Annotated in this window: 12 protein-coding genes, 4 tRNA genes and 1 pseudogene; 14 read left to right on the top strand and 3 right to left on the bottom strand. The window is 61.8% G+C overall.

Annotated features, from left to right (window positions below; all coding sequences use genetic code 11):
* Window positions 1-3: 3 nt before the first annotated feature.
* The 9 genes from gltX (at window position 4) to AC1MEK_RS12625 (ending at window position 5,011) form a co-directional block, all read left to right on the top strand.
* A complete protein-coding gene (gene gltX, locus AC1MEK_RS12585) occupies window positions 4-1,485 on the top strand; it encodes a glutamate--tRNA ligase (protein WP_480396612.1) in 1,482 nt (493 codons plus the stop codon).
* Between the two features lie 234 nt (window positions 1,486-1,719).
* Window positions 1,720-1,795 (top strand) — tRNA-Ala (locus AC1MEK_RS12590).
* An 85-nt stretch (window positions 1,796-1,880) separates the two neighbouring features.
* Window positions 1,881-1,956: transfer RNA gene (locus AC1MEK_RS12595), tRNA-Glu, on the top strand.
* 52 nt (window positions 1,957-2,008) lie between these two features.
* Window positions 2,009-2,084: transfer RNA gene (locus AC1MEK_RS12600), tRNA-Ala, on the top strand.
* 48 nt (window positions 2,085-2,132) lie between these two features.
* A tRNA-Glu gene (locus tag AC1MEK_RS12605) sits at window positions 2,133-2,208 on the top strand.
* Window positions 2,209-2,364: 156 nt separating this feature from the next.
* On the top strand, window positions 2,365-2,904 hold the full coding sequence (locus AC1MEK_RS12610; RefSeq protein WP_480396613.1) for a TetR/AcrR family transcriptional regulator: 540 nt from the start codon (window positions 2,365-2,367) through the stop codon (window positions 2,902-2,904).
* Between the two features lie 82 nt (window positions 2,905-2,986).
* Complete coding sequence (locus AC1MEK_RS12615) at window positions 2,987-3,427, top strand: acyl-CoA thioesterase (protein WP_480396614.1); 441 nt, start codon at window positions 2,987-2,989, stop codon at window positions 3,425-3,427.
* Window positions 3,428-3,494: 67 nt separating this feature from the next.
* Window positions 3,495-4,454, top strand: a complete 960-nt coding sequence (locus AC1MEK_RS12620; protein WP_480396615.1) for a tRNA dihydrouridine synthase — start codon at window positions 3,495-3,497, stop codon at window positions 4,452-4,454.
* A gap of 113 nt (window positions 4,455-4,567) precedes the next feature.
* Window positions 4,568-5,011 carry an Hsp20 family protein gene (locus tag AC1MEK_RS12625; protein WP_480396616.1) on the top strand — a complete coding sequence of 148 codons (444 nt, stop codon included), beginning with the start codon at window positions 4,568-4,570 and terminating at the stop codon, window positions 5,009-5,011.
* A 207-nt stretch (window positions 5,012-5,218) separates the two neighbouring features.
* On the opposite strand, the pseudogene AC1MEK_RS12630 reads toward AC1MEK_RS12625, so the two are convergent.
* Together AC1MEK_RS12630 and AC1MEK_RS12635 are read right to left on the bottom strand one after the other, a co-directional pair.
* A pseudogene (locus tag AC1MEK_RS12630) lies at window positions 5,219-7,303 on the bottom strand (putative bifunctional diguanylate cyclase/phosphodiesterase); the annotation flags it as partial.
* A gap of 87 nt (window positions 7,304-7,390) precedes the next feature.
* The gene (locus AC1MEK_RS12635; protein WP_480396617.1) at window positions 7,391-8,284 is read right to left on the bottom strand and encodes a LysR family transcriptional regulator; all 894 of its coding nucleotides are present in this window, start codon (window positions 8,282-8,284) and stop codon (window positions 7,391-7,393) included.
* A 158-nt stretch (window positions 8,285-8,442) separates the two neighbouring features.
* Between AC1MEK_RS12635 and leuC the strand changes: the two genes are divergently transcribed.
* From leuC to asd, 4 genes are all read left to right on the top strand, one after another.
* On the top strand, window positions 8,443-9,867 hold the full coding sequence (gene leuC / locus AC1MEK_RS12640) for a 3-isopropylmalate dehydratase large subunit (protein ID WP_480396618.1): 1,425 nt from the start codon (window positions 8,443-8,445) through the stop codon (window positions 9,865-9,867).
* 10 nt (window positions 9,868-9,877) lie between these two features.
* Window positions 9,878-10,522, top strand: coding sequence for a 3-isopropylmalate dehydratase small subunit (gene leuD, locus AC1MEK_RS12645; protein ID WP_480396619.1), 645 nt, complete (start codon window positions 9,878-9,880; stop codon window positions 10,520-10,522).
* 226 nt (window positions 10,523-10,748) lie between these two features.
* On the top strand, window positions 10,749-11,831 hold the full coding sequence (leuB, locus tag AC1MEK_RS12650) for a 3-isopropylmalate dehydrogenase (protein ID WP_480396620.1): 1,083 nt from the start codon (window positions 10,749-10,751) through the stop codon (window positions 11,829-11,831).
* 81 nt (window positions 11,832-11,912) lie between these two features.
* Window positions 11,913-13,025: an aspartate-semialdehyde dehydrogenase gene (asd, locus tag AC1MEK_RS12655; RefSeq protein ID WP_480396621.1), complete on the top strand. Its 1,113-nt coding sequence runs from the start codon at window positions 11,913-11,915 to the stop codon at window positions 13,023-13,025.
* 182 nt (window positions 13,026-13,207) lie between these two features.
* Here asd and AC1MEK_RS12660 read toward each other — a convergent pair whose 3' ends face one another.
* Entirely contained in the window at window positions 13,208-14,371 is a 1,164-nt protein-coding gene (locus AC1MEK_RS12660; protein ID WP_480396622.1) for an acyltransferase family protein, read from the bottom strand.
* Window positions 14,372-14,623: 252 nt separating this feature from the next.
* On the opposite strand from AC1MEK_RS12660, the gene AC1MEK_RS12665 reads away from it, so the two are divergent.
* Complete coding sequence (locus tag AC1MEK_RS12665) at window positions 14,624-15,640, top strand: 2-dehydro-3-deoxygalactonokinase (RefSeq protein WP_480396623.1); 1,017 nt, start codon at window positions 14,624-14,626, stop codon at window positions 15,638-15,640.

Genomic DNA, 15,640 nt, shown 5'->3' on the forward strand with positions numbered 1-15,640 from the left:
TTCATGACCACCGTTCGCACCCGCATCGCGCCATCGCCCACCGGCGACCCCCACGTTGGCACGGCTTACATCGCGCTCTTCAACTATTGCTTCGCCAAGCAGCACGGCGGCGAATTCATCCTGCGCATTGAAGACACCGACCAGCTGCGCTCGACCCGCGAGTCCGAACAACAGATTTTCGACGCATTGCGCTGGCTCGGCATCGAGTGGAGTGAAGGCCCGGATGTCGGCGGCCCCCATGGCCCGTACCGTCAGAGCGAGCGCGGCGACATCTACAAGAAGTACACCCAGCAACTGGTCGACGCCGGTCACGCCTTCCCGTGCTTCTGCACCGCCGAAGAACTGGACCAGATGCGCGCCGAGCAGATGGCCCGTGGCGAAACCCCGCGTTACGACGGCCGCGCGCTGCTGCTGTCCAAGGAAGAAGTCGAGCGCCGTCTGGCCGCTGGCGAGCCCCATGTGATCCGCATGAAAGTGCCGAGCGAAGGCGTTTGCGTGGTGCCGGACATTCTGCGCGGTGACGTGGAAATCCCGTGGGACCGCATGGACATGCAAGTCTTGATGAAGACCGACGGCCTGCCGACCTACTTCCTGGCCAACGTCGTCGACGACCACCTGATGGGCATCACCCACGTGCTGCGCGGTGAGGAGTGGCTGCCGTCGGCGCCGAAGCTGATCCTGCTTTACGAATACTTCGGCTGGGAAAAGCCGGCACTGTGCTACATGCCGCTGCTGCGTAACCCGGACAAGAGCAAGCTGTCCAAGCGCAAGAACCCGACCTCGGTGACCTTCTACGAGCGCATGGGCTTCATGCCCGAGGCGATGCTCAACTACCTGGGCCGCATGGGCTGGTCGATGCCGGACGAGCGCGAGAAGTTCTCGCTGCAGGAAATGGTCGACAACTTCGACCTGAACCGCGTCTCGCTGGGCGGGCCGATCTTCGACATCGAGAAGCTGTCCTGGCTCAACGGCCAGTGGCTGCGTGAACTGCCGGTCGAGGAGTTCGCTGCGCGCGTGCAGAAGTGGGCGTTCAACAGCGACTACATGATGAAGATCGCGCCGCACGTGCAAGGTCGTGTCGAGACCTTCAGCCAGGTCGCGCCGCTGGGCGGTTTCTTCTTCGCCGGTGGGGTGAACCCGGATCCGAAGCTGTTCGAACACAAGAAGCTCTCGCCCGAGCAGGTGCGTCAGGTGATGCAGCTGATCCTGTGGAAGCTCGAATCCCTGCGTCAGTGGGAGAAGGACCGCATTACCGGCTGCATCCAGGCGGTGGTCGAGCATCTGCAACTGAAACTGCGCGATGCCATGCCGCTGATGTTCGCCGCGATCACCGGGCAAGCCAACTCGGTGTCGGTGACCGACGCCATGGAAATCCTCGGCCCGGACCTGACCCGTTATCGCTTGCGCCAGGCGCTGGACATGCTGGGCGGCGTCTCGAAGAAAGAAAACAAGGAGTGGGAAAAGCTGCTCGGCGCCATCGGCTGAGGAGTGAATGTGTCTGTCACGCTGCAAGCCTGCGGCGTGACAGAGGCGGCAAGCCCCTGCTTTTGTTGGGGAAAGCCGGGGGAGGGTGGTAAGTGATTGTTATCCCGGAAATTTTTTTTGAAATTTGTTTAAAAAAAGTTTGACAGGTACCTGGGTCGCACTTAATATGCGCCCCGTCCACACGGCAACACGGAAAACACAGCGGCAACGCAGCGTGATCCGAGAGTGTAATGTGGGGCTATAGCTCAGCTGGGAGAGCGCCTGCATGGCATGCAGGAGGTCAGCGGTTCGATCCCGCTTAGCTCCACCAAATTAGAAGTTTCAAGGTTGGCTACACTGCCTTGGGATTTGTACCGCGAATCGGAACCAGCGCCGATCGGGTACGCAAGGGTTACGTCCCCTTCGTCTAGTGGCCTAGGACACCGCCCTTTCACGGCGGTAACAGGGGTTCGAGTCCCCTAGGGGACGCCACGTTTCACCGAGTGATGCCGCAAGGTTGAACTCCGCCGAGAGGCGTAAATCCGGGGCTATAGCTCAGCTGGGAGAGCGCCTGCATGGCATGCAGGAGGTCAGCGGTTCGATCCCGCTTAGCTCCACCAATTCGCCAGGGTTCGTTGAAGTTGAACGAACCTGACAGAAGGTTTTGCGTCCCCTTCGTCTAGTGGCCTAGGACACCGCCCTTTCACGGCGGTAACAGGGGTTCGAGTCCCCTAGGGGACGCCACGATTTCTCGCTCTGCGAGACCAAGGGTCATTCGATTATTGAATGGCCCTTTTGTTTTTTCGGGGTTTTATTTTTCCCGCCCGCCGCTTGCAACGCCTTCCTCTTGCCATCCCCCATGATGCGGATAATATTATCGCCATCATCCGGGAGGCGAACATGAACGACAAAAAAGCACAGACCCGCGAACGTATTCTCGGTGCCGCCAGCGCAGCCCTGATCGCGCGCGGGCCGGTCGAGCCTAGCGTCAACGAGATCATGGGTTCGGCGGGGCTGACCGTCGGTGGCTTCTACGCCCATTTCGAGAGCAAGGAAGCCCTGATGCTGGAGGCGTTCAACCAGTTGCTCAGCGAGCGGCGGCAAATGGTCGCCACCATTGACGAACAACTGCCCGGTGACGAGCGCCGCGCCTTGCTGGCCGCGTTCTATCTGTCGCGTAAACACCGCGATGCCGAAGACCACGCCTGCCCGCTGCCCACTGCCATTGGCGAGATGGCCCGGCTGTCGGATGATTTTCGCGATGCACTGTCCGAGCACATCGAGCTGATGGTCGCGCAACTGGCATCCAGCCCCGAAGAAACCGACAAGACCCTGGCCGATATCGCCCTGATGCTGGGTGGCCTGGCGCTGGCCCGGGCGCTGGGGCCGTGCGAGATGTCCGATCGCGTGCTGCGTGCGGCGAAGTCAGCCGTGCAGTAGGCCAATCCGGACACAAACCTTCACCTGAAGATGCTTTTCGTTACACTGACCGCCGAATCAATTCTTGAGGGCAGGAACGAGCATGGTCTGGGATCTGGCAACGCCGTTCGTCATCGATCTGCAAGTGAGCGACGACGATATCGATGGATTGGGGCACGCCAACAACGCGGTGTACGTGACCTGGCTCGAACGCTGCGCCTGGCGGCACTCACAGCAACTGGGGCTGGATCTGACCGAGTATCGGCGGCTGGACCGGGCGATGGCGGTGGTGCGTCACGAAATCGACTATCTGGCCAGCGCCTATCTGGATGACGAGCTGCAACTGGGCACCTGGATCGTCGATTGGGACCAGCGCCTGAAGATGACCCGACGCTTCCAGCTCAAGCGTCCGAGCGACGGCGCCACCTTGCTGCGTGCGCAGACCACCTTTGTCTGCATCGAGCTGTCCACCGGCAAGCCCAAGCGCATGCCCACCGAGTTCATCGAGGGCTATGGTCCGGCGTTGCAGATGGCGCTGGCCTGACGCACGGCCCGTTCCCAATCCGGCCGTCACTGCGTAAACTGCCGGACTTTTTTCGAGTGTGTGATCCATGCAAATTGCTCTGGCGCCCATGGAGGGCCTGGTCGACGACATTCTGCGCGATGTGCTGACTCAGGTCGGCGGCATCGACTGGTGCGTGACCGAGTTCATTCGGGTGACCGAGCGTCTGCTGCCCGATCACTACTTCTACAAGTTCGCCTCCGAGCTGCACAACGGCGCGAAAACCCGCGCGGGCGTGCCGTTGCGCGTGCAGTTGCTGGGTTCGGACCCGGTATGCCTGGCAGAAAACGCAGCGCTGGCCGCCGAGCTGGGCGCGCCGGTGATCGACCTGAATTTCGGCTGCCCGGCCAAGACCGTGAACAAGTCGCGAGGCGGGGCGGTATTGCTTAAGGAGCCGGAGCTGCTGCACTCGATCCTCAGCCACGTGCGCCGCGCCGTGCCGGCGCACATTCCGGTCACCGCCAAGATGCGTCTGGGCTACGACAGCACCGAGCCTGCGCTGGATTGCGCGCGGGCGCTGGAGGCTGGCGGCGCTGAGCACATCGTGGTTCACGCCCGTACCAAGGTCGATGGTTACAAGCCGCCGGCGCACTGGGAGTGGATCGGCAAGATCCAGGACGTGGTGAAGATCCCGATCATCGCCAACGGCGAAATCTGGACCGTGGACGACTGGCGCCGCTGCCGGGAAATCTGCGGCGCGCGGGACATCATGATCGGCCGCGGGCTGGTGGCGCGTCCTGATCTGGGCCGGCAGATCGCTGCGGCCGAAGCGGGGCGGGACGTGGTCGGGATGACCTGGGACGAGCTGCAGCCGCTGCTGCGCTCTTTCTGGCTACAGGCGCTGGCCAAGATGACCCGGGTGCAGGCGCCGGGCCGTCTGAAGCAGTGGGTGGTTCTGCTGACCAAGAGCTATCCAGAGGCGACCGTGATGTTCGATGCCCTGCGCCGGGAAACCGATTGCGAGCGCATCAGCCAGATGCTGGGCGTGACCGAACAGGAAGCGGCCTGAAAAAATGTTCAGAGAGACTCTTGAAAGCGAAGTGACGGGCCCTATCTAAGGGTTACGCGATGCCGAAGTCGGGTCGCGGATACAAACACTTGCTGATTTATCAGGAGATTCACATGACTACCGCTTTCTCTCTGGCTCCACTGTTCCGTCATTCCGTGGGCTTCGACCGCTTCAACGACCTGTTCGAATCGGCCGCCCGCAACGAGTCGGCCAGCACCTACCCTCCCTACAACGTCGAAAAACACGCAGATGACCAATACCGCATCGTCATCGCGGCTGCGGGTTTCCAGGAAGATGACCTGGAGTTGCAGGTCGAGAAGGGCGTGCTGACCGTCACCGGCAGCAAGCGCGACAAGGGCGCAGAAGGCGTGACCTTCCTGCACCAGGGCATCGCCCAGCGCGCATTCAAGCTGTCGTTCCGCCTGGCTGACCACATCGAAGTGAAAAACGCAGCTCTGGCCAATGGCCTGCTGAACATCGACCTGCTGCGCCTGGTGCCTGAAGAGGCCAAGCCAAAGCGCATCCAGATCAACGGCCAGAAGACCCTGGCGCATTGATGTGATGTCGAGCTGAAAAAAGGCGCCTTTCGGGGCGCCTTTTTGTGTCCGAACTATCTATTCGACTGCCGTATACGGAACCCTGTGGGAGCCGGCTTGCTGGCGAATGCGGTGGTTCATTCAACTCATGGGTGACTGCCCTGACGCATTCGCCAGCAAGCCGGCTCCCACGGCCTTCGGCCAGAGGCAAAGCGTGTGTCCGGCGATTCAGGCTTTTTCCATCCGCTCGCGCAACAACGCCTCGAATCCCGCCACGCTCAGCGGTTCGCTGAACAGAAACCCCTGGTACAGATGGCAATCGAGTTGAGCCAGGAAATCCAGCTGCTCCTGCAACTCCACGCCCTCGGCAATGATCGCCAGATTCAGGCTGGCCGCCATGGCCACGATGGCACGCACGATTTCCGCGTCGTTGGGGTCGCTGGTGGCGTCGCGCACGAAGGATTGGTCGATCTTCAGCGCGTCCACCGGCAGGCGCTTGAGGTAGGTCAGTGAGGAATAGCCGGTGCCGAAGTCGTCCATCGCGAAGGTCACGCCCAGCGCCTTGAGTTTCAGCATCTTGGCGATGGTGTCGTCCAGGTTCTGGATCACGATGCCTTCGGTGATTTCCAGTTTCAGCAAGCGGTGGGGCAGCTCGAAGGTGCGCAGGCAGGTCTCCACCCGCTCGACGAAGTCGGCCTGACGAAACTGCCGCGGGCTGATATTCACGCACAGGTTGAAGTCGCGGGTGTCGATCAGGCCCTTGCGGATCAACTCGCCGCCGGTCTTGCAGGCTTCTTCGAGGATCCAGCTGCCGACTTCCAGGATCATCCCGCTTTCTTCCATGACCTTGATGAACTGGTTCGGCGGCAGGTTGCCCAGGGTCGGGTGCCGCCAGCGCAGCAGCGCTTCGGCGCCGACGATGCGGTTGCCGCGGGTGTTCACCTGAGGTTGGTAGCACAGGCTGAACTCGCCCCGGGCCTGGGCCTGGCGCAGTTCGTTTTCCAGGCGCAAACGGTCGCTGGCGGCCTTTTGCATGGTGTCGTGGAACATTTGGGTGGCGTTGCGCCCGGCGTCCTTGGCCCGGTACAGGGCGATGTCGGCGCGCTTGAGCAGGTCGGCGGGGGTCGAGCCGTGGTCGGGGATCAACGCCACGCCGATGCTCGGCGTGACCTGCAAGCGGTGGCCGTCGAGAAACATCGGCTCGGCCAGCAGTTCACGTAGCGTGTCGGCCAGGCTCGCCACTTGATCGATCACCTCGTCGCGGCTGCCTTCCAGGCCACTGATCAGCACCACGAATTCGTCGCCGCCCAGCCGCGCCACGGTGTCTTCCATGCGCACGCTGGCTTCCAGGCGCGCGGTGATGATCTTCAGCACGCTATCGCCCACCGGGTGGCCGAGCGAATCGTTGATGTGCTTGAAGTGGTCCAGATCGAGAAACAGCAGCGCGCCGCGCAGGTCGTGGCGCTTGAGCAGGGCGATCTGCTGGCTCAGGCGGTCCATCAGCAGCGCGCGGTTGGGCAGGTTGGTCAGCGGGTCGTGATAGGCCAGGTGCTGGATCTGCGCCTGGGCGTTCTTCAGCTGGCTGATGTCGCGGGCGGTGATCAGCAGGCACGGGGTATCGTTGAGTTCCAGCGGGTCGATGGAGACGTCGACGGTGATGATCTCGCCATTCTTGTTGCGCCCCAGCAGCTCGCGGTTGCGCACCCGGCCCTGGTCCTGCACTTCCTGGATCAGCCGCTCGCGCTGGGTGATGTCGGCCATGATGACGAATTCGAACACCGTGCGCCCCAGCACATCGGCGGCGCTGTAACCGGACAGCCGGGAAAAACCGTCATTGACCTCGATGTAACGCCCGGTGGCCTTCTCGGTGATGATGATGGCGTCGGGGCTGGAGTGAAACGCGCGGGCAAACTTTTCTTCACTGGCCTTGAGCGCCTGCTGGGCGCGCTTGTGTTCGGTGGTGTCGATGAAGGTGCTGAGCAGGTAAAGGCCGTCGGACAGCTCGATTTTCTGCGTGTACAGCGTGCCGTCATGGGCGCTGCCTTGGCGCCCTTGCCACTGGGTTTCCAGATTGGCCGGCAGCGGCGAGGCAAAGGTCCTGTCCAGCGCCAACTGGCGTTGCGCCGGATCCGTCCACAAACCGATTTCCAGCGTGGTGCGGCCCACGCAGTCGGCCAGTGCCCAGCCGAAGGTGGTTTCAAAATGGCAATTGGCATTGCAGATCAACCCGTCTTCGAAGCGGGTGAGGAGCACGACGTTGGGGCTGAGATTGAAAAGCGTCGAGAAGTGTTTCTCCGACTCCTTCGCGGTCAGAGCCAGGCCGGTCAACTGTAACAGCGGATTGTCTGCGGTAGTGGGCATGTGATCACGAGCCTTGAAGGCTGAAAGCCAGTATGTCGATCAGTGAGCTTCACCGCTCAGGCCGGTCGCCTGGGCATCGAGCAGCGCCATGAACGCTTTGGCGGCGTTCGATAGCGTGCGTTCCGTGTGGACAATGTAGCCTAGCTCGCGGCGCAGCTGTATGCCTGGCAGCGTGATGCGGGCAACTTGTTCGTCCAGCATGGTTCTGGGCAGCACACTCCATGCCAGACCGATGGACACCATCATCTTGATCGTCTCCATATAGTTGGTGCTCATGGCGATATCGGGTTTGATGCCCTGGGCTTCGCACAGGCTGCTGACGATGTGATGGGTAAAGGTGTTGCCGCCGGGAAACACCGCCGGATACTTGGCGATGTCGGCCAGACCCACGTGCTTGATATTGGCCAGCGGGTGTTCCGGCGCTGCGACGAACTCCAGCAGGTCGTCCCACACCGCCACCGCCTTGACCAGTGAATGGGGTTCGGGGGCCAAGGTGATCACCGCAAGCTCAGCGCGGCCATGAAGGATTTCGTCGTAGGCGACCTCGGAATCGAGAAACTCGATATCCAGTGCGACGTTGGGGTAGGTGCGGGTGAATGTCCTCAATAGTGGGGGCAAACGGTGCAGGCCGATGTGATGGCTGGTGGCCAGGCTCAGGCGGCCGGTGACTTCGCCGGTCAGGTTGGTCAGGGCGCGACGGGTGTCGTCCAGCACGTTGAGGATCTGATAGGCGCGGGGCAGCAGGGCGCGGCCAGCCTCGGTCAGGCTCACTTCACGGCCCAGCCGGTCGAACAGGCGCACGTTCAATTGTTGCTCAAGCCCGGCGATGCGCTTGGAGATGGCCGGTTGCGTCAGGTGCAGGCGCTCGCCCGCCGCCGAGAAGCTGCCGGTCTCGGCGATGGCGATAAAGGCGTTGAGGTTAGCCAGGTCCATCTCGAATTCCTGTTGGTTATCCAAAGCATGAAAATTATGAATTTGAGTTATTTAAGCATATTCCATAGCATCTTCCCCACAAGCCAAGGGGTTTTTAAGAGAGGTCATCGAGACGTCCGGCCCGAGGCACAGAAACACGCTGATGAGGAAACCGTCTGATGGCTGGCAAAACGCTCTACGACAAGCTCTGGGATTCGCATTTGGTCAAACAGCGCGACGATGGCTCGGCGCTGATCTACATCGACCGCCACATCATCCATGAAGTGACTTCGCCGCAAGCGTTCGAAGGCCTGCGTCTGGCCGGTCGCAAGCCTTGGCGCATCGACGCCAACATCGCGACCCCGGACCACAACGTACCGACCACCCCTGAGCGCAAGGGCGGCATCGACGCCATCGTCGACCAGGTTTCGCGCCTGCAGGTCCAGACCCTGGACGACAACTGCGACGAGTACGGCATCACCGAATTCAAGATGAACGACGCCCGTCAAGGCATCGTTCACGTCATCGGCCCGGAGCAGGGCGCTACCTTGCCGGGCATGACCGTGGTCTGCGGCGACTCGCACACCTCCACCCACGGCGCATTCGGCGCGCTGGCCCACGGCATCGGCACCTCCGAGGTCGAGCACGTGCTCGCCACCCAGTGCCTGGTCGCCAAGAAGATGAAGAACATGCTGGTGAAAGTCGAAGGCAAACTGCCGTTCGGCGTCACCGCCAAGGACATCGTGCTGGCCATCATCGGCAAGATCGGTACCGCAGGCGGTAACGGCCACGCCATCGAGTTCGCCGGCAGCGCGATTCGTGACCTGTCCGTTGAAGGCCGCATGACCATCTGCAACATGTCCATCGAGGCGGGCGCGCGTGTAGGTCTGGTGGCCACCGATGAAAAGACCATCGCTTACGTCAAGGGCCGTCCGTTCGCGCCGAAGGCCGAGCAATGGGATGCCGCGGTCGCCGCCTGGAAAGACCTGGTGTCCGACGACGACGCGGTGTTCGACACCGTAGTCGAGCTGGACGCTGCGCAGATCAAGCCGCAAGTGAGCTGGGGCACCTCGCCTGAAATGGTCCTGGCAGTGGACCAGAACGTACCGGACCCGGCCAAGGAAGCCGATCTGGTCAAGCGTGGTTCCATCGAGCGCGCCCTGAAGTACATGGGCCTGACCGCCAATCAGGCGATCACCGACATTCAGCTCGACCGCGTGTTCATCGGTTCCTGCACCAACTCGCGGATCGAAGACCTGCGCGCGGCGGCGGACATCGCCAAAGGCCGCAAGGTGGCGGCGACCATCAAGCAGGCGATCGTGGTACCGGGCTCGGGCCTGGTCAAAGAGCAGGCGGAGAAGGAAGGCCTGGACAAGATCTTCATCGAAGCCGGTTTCGAATGGCGTGAGCCTGGCTGCTCCATGTGTCTGGCGATGAACCCGGACCGCCTGGAAAGTGGCGAGCATTGCGCGTCCACCTCCAACCGCAACTTCGAAGGCCGTCAGGGCGCCGGTGGTCGTACCCACCTGGTGAGCCCGGCGATGGCGGCAGCGGCGGCGGTCAACGGCCGTTTCGTCGATGTTCGTACCATGAGCCAGCACTAAGGAGCCCAGCATGAAGCCATTTACTCAGCACACCGGCCTGGTCGCTCCACTGGATCGCGCCAACGTCGACACCGACCAGATCATTCCCAAGCAATTTCTGAAGTCGATCAAGCGCACCGGTTTCGGTCCGAACCTGTTCGACGAGTGGCGTTATCTGGACGTGGGCCAGCCTTATCAGGACAACTCCAAGCGCCCGCTGAACAAGGATTTCGTCCTCAACCACGAGCGTTATCAGGGCGCCAGCGTGTTGCTGGCCCGTGAGAACTTCGGCTGCGGCTCCAGCCGCGAGCACGCGCCATGGGCGCTGGAAGAGTACGGTTTTCGCAGCATCATCGCGCCGAGCTACGCCGACATCTTCTTCAACAACAGCTTCAAGAACGGCCTCTTGCCGATCATCCTGACTGAAAGCGAAGTCGATGAGCTGTTCAAGGCGGTCGAGGCCAAGGAAGGCTATCAACTGAAGATCGACCTGCAGGCGCAGACAGTCACCGGCGAAGATGGCAAGGTGTACAACTTTGAAGTCGACGCGTTCCGCAAGCATTGCCTGCTCAACGGTCTGGACGACATCGGCCTGACCCTGGTGGACGGCGATGCGATCGCCGCGTTCGAGAGCAAACACCGCGCGGCGCAGCCGTGGTTGTTCCGCGACGCCTGATTGATCGGATTACATGTGGCATACATGTGATCGTTGTGGGAGTGAGCTTGCTCACGAATTGGCAGTAGCGCGCTTGCATTGCTGCTGGATAGACATCCGCTTTCGTGAGCAAGCTCACTCCCACAGATACACGGCGTGGCAAGCCCATGTGGCATGCACCCGAGTAAAATTGCTTTTTCAATCGGCGCTCCAGTAGCGCCGATGCACATATTGATAAGAGGGTGTTATGAGCAAGCAGATTCTGATTCTCCCTGGTGATGGCATCGGTCCGGAAATCATGGCTGAGGCGGTCAAGGTCCTGGAACTGGCCAACGACAAGTACCAGTTGGGATTCGAACTGAGCCACGACGTGATCGGTGGCGCGGCCATCGACAAGCATGGCGTGCCACTGGCCGACGAAACCCTGGAACGTGCCCGCGCGGCCGACGCCGTGCTGCTGGGCGCCGTGGGCGGCCCGAAATGGGACACCATCGAGCGTGACATCCGCCCTGAGCGCGGCCTGCTGAAGATCCGTTCGCAACTGGGCCTGTTCGCCAACCTGCGCCCGGCCATCCTTTACCCGCAACTGGCCGAGGCCTCGAGCCTGAAGCCGGAAATCGTCTCGGGCCTGGACATCCTCATCGTTCGCGAGCTGACCGGCGGTATCTACTTCGGCGCGCCACGTGGCACCCGCGAGCTGGAAAACGGCGAGCGCCAGGCCTACGACACCCTGCCGTACAGCGAAAGCGAGATCCGTCGCATCGCCCGCGTGGGCTTCGACATGGCCCGCGTGCGTGGCAAGAAGCTGTGCTCGGTGGACAAGGCCAACGTGCTGGCGTCCAGCCAGCTGTGGCGTGAAGTGGTCGAGCAGGTGGCCAAAGACTATCCGGACGTCGAACTGAGCCACATGTACGTCGACAACGCCGCCATGCAGCTGGTCCGCGCGCCGAAGCAATTCGACGTGATGGTCACCGACAACATGTTCGGCGACATTCTGTCGGACGAAGCTTCGATGCTCACCGGCTCCATCGGTATGCTGCCGTCGGCGTCGCTGGATTCGAACAACAAGGGCATGTACGAGCCTTGCCACGGTTCGGCGCCGGACATCGCGGGCAAGGGCATCGCCAACCCGCTGGCGACCATTCTGTCGGTGTCGATGATGCTGCGTTACAGCTTCAATCAGCACGCCGCCGCAGACGCCATCGAGAAGGCCGTGAGCCTGGTGCTCGATCAAGGCCTGCGCACCGGTGACATCTGGTCCGAAGGCAATGCCAAAGTCGGTACGCAGGAAATGGGTGACGCCGTAGTCGCCGCGCTGCGCAATCTGTAATATCTCGGGCCCACTGCTGCAATGTTGAGCTTTGCGCTCTCTGCAAGAAGGGGCCCCACTTTTAACTAAGGTGTAGTTGCGATGAAACGTGTAGGTCTGGTCGGTTGGCGCGGTATGGTTGGTTCCGTGCTCATGCAGCGCATGCTGGAAGAGCAGGATTTCGATCTCATTGAGCCGGTTTTTTTCACCACCTCCAACGTCGGCGGCCAAGGCCCGTCGGTGGGCAAGGACATTGCTCCGTTGAAAGATGCCTACAGCATCGACGAGCTCAAGACCCTGGACGTGGTACTGACCTGCCAGGGCGGCGACTACACCAACGAGGTGTTCCCCAAGCTGCGTGAGGCGGGCTGGCAGGGTTACTGGATCGACGCTGCATCCTCGCTGCGCATGGACGACAGCGCGGTGATCGTGCTCGATCCGGTCAACCGCAAGGTCATCGACCAGCAGCTGGACGCCGGCACCAAGAACTTCATCGGCGGCAACTGCACCGTCAGTCTGATGCTGATGGGCCTGGGCGGCCTGTTCGAAGCCGGTCTGGTGGAGTGGATGAACGCCATGACCTACCAGGCGGCCTCCGGCGCCGGCGCGCAGAACATGCGCGAGCTGATCAAACAGATGGGCACCATCCATTCGTCGGTCGCTGACGACCTGGCCAACCCGGCCAGCGCGATCCTGGACATCGACCGCAAAGTGGCCGAAGCCATGCGCGGCGAAGCGTTCCCGACCGAAAACTTCGGCGTACCGCTGGCCGGCAGCCTGATCCCGTGGATCGACAAGGAACTGCCGAACGGCCAGAGCCGCGAAGAGTGGAAAGGCCAGGCCGAAACCAACAAGATCCTGGGCCGCTTCAAGAGCCCGATCCCGGTGGACGGCATCTGCGTGCGCATCGGCGCCATGCGTTGCCACAGCCAGGCGCTGACCATCAAGCTGAACAAAGACGTGCCGATCGCCGACATCGAAGGCCTGATCAGCCAGCACAACCCCTGGGTCAAGCTGGTGCCGAACAACCGCGAAGCCAGCATCCAGGAGCTGAGCCCGACCTCCGTGACCGGCACCCTGAACATCCCGGTGGGCCGTCTGCGCAAGCTGAACATGGGTTCGCAGTACCTGGGCGCATTCACCGTGGGCGACCAACTGCTGTGGGGCGCCGCCGAACCGCTGCGCCGCATGCTGCGTATCCTCCTGGAGCGTTGATTCGCGACGGGTGTGATGCATGAATGAAAAAACCGCCTTTATGGGCGGTTTTTTTATGCTCGCTATCTGCTTCTGGCCGAAGGCCGTGGGAGCCGGCTTGCTGGCGAATGCGGAGTGTCAGGCACCGTTGCGTTGAGGGACACACCGCATTCGCCAGCAACCCGGCTCCCACAAGTCGATCTTCAGGCCTGTTCCTGCGGCGGGTCGTCCTTGCGCCGGTGGAACAGCGTGCCGTGTTTCCAGTGCTTGCCAAAGCGAATCCCCGGAGCCTCGATGTAGCAGTGGGTCAGCATCGAAATCACCACCACGGCCACCACCACCAGCAACATCAATAGATTATCGTTAAGCGCGCTGCCGGTGCTCAGGTAGCGCAGCATCGTTCCGGTGGCCTCGCCGGGGCGGTCGACCAGCAGGCTGTAACCGGTGAACTTGGCCGCTACTGCGATGCCCGTGGCCAGCACGAAAATCACTGCCGCATGGGTCAGGTAGATCGACAGCCACAACTTGCCCAGCGCCGGGAACAACCTCAGGCGCAGCAGCCGCGAGATCAGGCCGGATTCGAACGAAAAGATCAGAATCGCCGCACAGAACAGCAGCCCCAGTTGGATGGTCAGCGGTTGCTCGCCCTCGATCATTACCCAGTAGATCGCCGCCAGTATCCCGGCCTCCAACAGGCTGGCCAGCAGCGCGCCCGGCGCATAGTCATGCAGCCGGACATACAGCCGGTAAGTGATGGCGCCTGCAAAGAAACAGGAAACGCCCCACAGCACGTTGCGCGGAATCAGGTTGAAATCCTTGTACAGCGCCACGAAAGCCAGCACACACAGCACGATGAACAGCTTGCGGGCGATCTGCGGCACGCAAAATACCAGCAGCCCGAACATCATCCAGATCCAGAATTCGACGCTGATGAACCAGGACGGGTAGTTGAACGACAGCGCATTGAACGTCGGCCACCATGCCTGGATCAGCAAGAGATTGGGCAGGATTTCACTGGGCGCGCGATCCCCGCTGAAGGCCGGGTAATTGAGCGACAGGCCATAGCGCTCCAGCACCAGCTTCAGGCACTCGAACCCGATGAAAAACAGCAGCACCGCAATGTGCAGGGGCAGCACGCGGCAGGTGCGGGTCACGGCGAACTCGCCCAGAAGCCTGGGCGTGCCGAGATGGTTGACGTAGCGGCGGTAGATCAGAAAGCCGCTCAAGGCGAAGAAGAAACCCACGAACTGGCTGGCGTTACGGAAGAACGTCAGTTCCGTGATGCTGCGTTCAATGTGCGAGTGATGAACGATCAATGCCACTGCACAAAGGCCGCGAAAGCTGTCGAGCACGAGGAATCGCTTCATCTGACGGGTCCTTTTGTAGATGAGTGTAGTCGGTGGCAGGCAGCAGAACGGCAGCGCGGGCAAAGGGCCAGCGATGGCGAGTATGGCTCAAGGATTTGTCGAACTACCAGTGGCAGGGCATCACAGGCAGGTACGTTTGTCGCAAAAGGCAAAATCCCAATATATGGGATTGAAATTTACATATTGAGATAAGTCGCGATTCGGGTTTATAGTCCGCCTGCATTCACTCTTCAATAACAATCAGGTGAAGCCATGCAGGCGCAATTGATTGCGCTCGACTGGGGCACGACGTCCCTTCGCGCGTATCGGCTCGGCGAAAACGGCCGGGTGCTGGAACAACGCTCGCTCGCCGCGGGCATCATGCAGTTGGCGTCCGCGCCGCGTCAGGTGGCGGGGCAGCTGTGCAGCGACGGTTTCGAACTGGCTTTCGACCAGGCCTGTGGTGACTGGCTCGATGCCCAGCCGGGCTTGCCGGTGATCGTCTGCGGCATGGTCGGCAGCGCCCAGGGCTGGCGCGAGGCGCCGTATCAGCAGACGCCCGCCAGCGTTGCGGCCCTGAGCGCAGGCCTTGTTCAGGTGCGCAGCCTGCGTGGCGTGGATCTGCACATCATCCCCGGTGTGTTGCAACGCTCGGCGCTGCCCAACGTCATGCGCGGCGAAGAGACCCAGGTGCTGGGCATTCTCAGCGCGCTGCCCGCAAGCGAGGCGCAAAAGCCATTGCTGATCGGCCTGCCCGGCAGCCATTCGAAGTGGGTGAGGGCGGCCGAAGGAAGCATCGTGCATTTCGATACCTTCATGACCGGCGAGGTCTTCGCTGCGCTTTCCAGCCACACCATCCTGGGCCGCACCATGCAGCGTAGCGACGCGTTTGACGCGGCCGCCTTCGACCGTGGCGTGCAGGTGGCGCAGTCCGCGCATGGCGCCGCCGGCCCGCTGTCGACCATTTTCAGCTGCCGGACCCTGGGCCTGACCGGTGAGCTGTCCGGCGCTGCGCAGCCCGACTACCTGTCAGGGCTGTTGATCGGCCATGAAGTCGTCGCCCTGGCGCAGTTGCTCAAGAGTGGCGGGGCGAACCTGCCCGGCGTGATCCTGATTGGCAGTGGCCCATTGCTGGAGCGCTACCAGCGCGCCCTCGACGCCAACGGTTTTCCCCAGGTAACCCTGGCCGAACAGGCCACCGAACGCGGCCTGTGGCAGGTGGCGTTGCAGGCCGGCCTGATTTCTTCCCATTCGGCGGCCGCAGGCCAGCCCCTTTCTGTCGAGAACTGA

Source organism: Pseudomonas sp. 2 (genome assembly GCF_056627435.1).

Coding starts and splice junctions, on each gene's coding strand:
- gltX (WP_480396612.1), top strand. CDS start 4: ATGACCACCGTTCGCACCCGCATCGCGCCATCGCCCACCGGCGACCCC.
- AC1MEK_RS12610 (WP_480396613.1), top strand. CDS start 2,365: ATGAACGACAAAAAAGCACAGACCCGCGAACGTATTCTCGGTGCCGCC.
- AC1MEK_RS12615 (WP_480396614.1), top strand. CDS start 2,987: ATGGTCTGGGATCTGGCAACGCCGTTCGTCATCGATCTGCAAGTGAGC.
- AC1MEK_RS12620 (WP_480396615.1), top strand. CDS start 3,495: ATGCAAATTGCTCTGGCGCCCATGGAGGGCCTGGTCGACGACATTCTG.
- AC1MEK_RS12625 (WP_480396616.1), top strand. CDS start 4,568: ATGACTACCGCTTTCTCTCTGGCTCCACTGTTCCGTCATTCCGTGGGC.
- AC1MEK_RS12635 (WP_480396617.1), bottom strand. CDS start 8,284: ATGGACCTGGCTAACCTCAACGCCTTTATCGCCATCGCCGAGACCGGC.
- leuC (WP_480396618.1), top strand. CDS start 8,443: ATGGCTGGCAAAACGCTCTACGACAAGCTCTGGGATTCGCATTTGGTC.
- leuD (WP_480396619.1), top strand. CDS start 9,878: ATGAAGCCATTTACTCAGCACACCGGCCTGGTCGCTCCACTGGATCGC.
- leuB (WP_480396620.1), top strand. CDS start 10,749: ATGAGCAAGCAGATTCTGATTCTCCCTGGTGATGGCATCGGTCCGGAA.
- asd (WP_480396621.1), top strand. CDS start 11,913: ATGAAACGTGTAGGTCTGGTCGGTTGGCGCGGTATGGTTGGTTCCGTG.
- AC1MEK_RS12660 (WP_480396622.1), bottom strand. CDS start 14,371: ATGAAGCGATTCCTCGTGCTCGACAGCTTTCGCGGCCTTTGTGCAGTG.
- AC1MEK_RS12665 (WP_480396623.1), top strand. CDS start 14,624: ATGCAGGCGCAATTGATTGCGCTCGACTGGGGCACGACGTCCCTTCGC.